The 1,377-nt window shown below is 67.0% G+C and carries 2 protein-coding genes and 1 pseudogene; all 3 read right to left on the bottom strand.

Annotation, left to right across the window (positions count from 1 at the left end; all coding sequences use genetic code 11):
• The coding region (locus ACK543_RS12360) for a sulfite exporter TauE/SafE family protein (protein ID WP_409943148.1) at positions 1-599 on the bottom strand (599 nt) is incomplete at its 3' end.
• 140 nt (positions 600-739) lie between these two features.
• Positions 740-1,198 carry an rRNA maturation RNase YbeY gene (gene ybeY, locus ACK543_RS12365; protein WP_409943149.1) on the bottom strand — a complete coding sequence of 153 codons (459 nt, stop codon included), beginning with the start codon at positions 1,196-1,198 and terminating at the stop codon, positions 740-742.
• A 76-nt stretch (positions 1,199-1,274) separates the two neighbouring features.
• Positions 1,275-1,377: pseudogene (locus tag ACK543_RS12370) on the bottom strand (PhoH family protein); the annotation flags it as partial.

Raw genomic sequence — 1,377 nt, forward strand, 5'->3', positions numbered from 1 at the left:
GCCTGCGGCCACAGCACGATGCCGCCCGCTGCGTAGATGGCCACGGCAATGGCGGTAAGCAGGGCCGAGACCAGGTTTTTCATGCCATTCATGGCATTGAGCTGCGTCTGCCCCAGCAGGCCAAACAGTGCCAGCAGCAGAATGCCCAGCCCGCCATTGAAGTAGCCGCCATAGGCCGCCACGGCCAGTACCCCCACGGTGGCCTTGGCGGTGGAGGGCTTTCCGCCCGCCAGCATGTGGCGCAACTGCGGCCCGAACGCAAACAGCGCGGTGGCGGCCAACAGCAGCCAGGGCACGACGCGGCGAAACGTGGTGTCGGGCGTGACCAGCAGCAGCGCAGCCCCCGCCGAGCCGCCGACGAGTGACAGCGCCACCAGCAGCCGCATGGACAACCCCGGCGGCGGCTGCATGTCTTCCCGAAAGCCCCACGCGCCCGCCATGTAGCCCGGCAGCAGCGCCACGGTGCCCGTGGCATTGGCCACCACCGGCGGCACGCCGGTGAAAACCAGGGCAGGCAGGGTCAGAAAGCTGCCCCCTCCGGCAACGGCATTGAGGGCACCCGCGACGAAGGCGGCGGCAAGCAGCAGGGGGGTATCCAAATCATCTCCTGGGCTGCGGCCTCATGCAGGCGGCATTGCGCCGATCTTAGGTGCAGGTGGATGCTTTGCCAGTTTTGATTGCGACTGAAAAAGGTGCGACTGCTTTGCGGCAGCGGCCACCTCGAGGCGGCCGCACCTGCTCAGGCCGCGTAGGGGTCGTCAAAGCCCAGCTCGCGCAGGATGTCGGTCTCGTACGCTTCCATCGCCTCGGCGTCGGCGGTGCTGGTTTCGTGGTCCCAGCCCTGGGCGTGCAGGGTGCCGTGCACCAGCATGTGGGCGTAGTGCGCTTGCAGGGTCTTGTGTTGCTCGCGGGCCTCGCGCTCGATCACCGGGGCGCACAGCACCAGGTCGGCAGTGACCACCGGCTCGGCCGTGTAGTCGAAGGTCAGCACGTTGGTGGCGTAGTCTTTGTGGCGGTAGTCGCGGTTGAGCTGCCGGCCCTCTTGCTCGCCCACGATGCGCACGGTGATCTCGGCATCGGTGGCCAGCGCGTGGCGAATCCAGCGCATGACCTTGTGGCGTGGCAGCGCGGCGCGGTGCGCTGCCGCGCCCTCCAACGGGCCAAATTGCAGCGACAGGGAGAGTTGGTTCAGGGGCATTTTGAATATTTTTTGCCTGTTGCGCTTGCTGGGTAAGTGCAAGTAGCTATGAATTCAGGAGCATATTCCCCGGGGCTCAGTCACGCGCACGGGCTGCCGCCGCACGGCGCGGCGCGTCGTACGCATCCACGATGCGGGCCACCAGCGGGTGGCGCACCACGTCGGCGCTGGTAAAGCGT

It is taken from the genome of Acidovorax sp. (genome assembly GCF_046341535.1).
Taxonomy (GTDB): domain Bacteria; phylum Pseudomonadota; class Gammaproteobacteria; order Burkholderiales; family Burkholderiaceae_C; genus Acidovorax.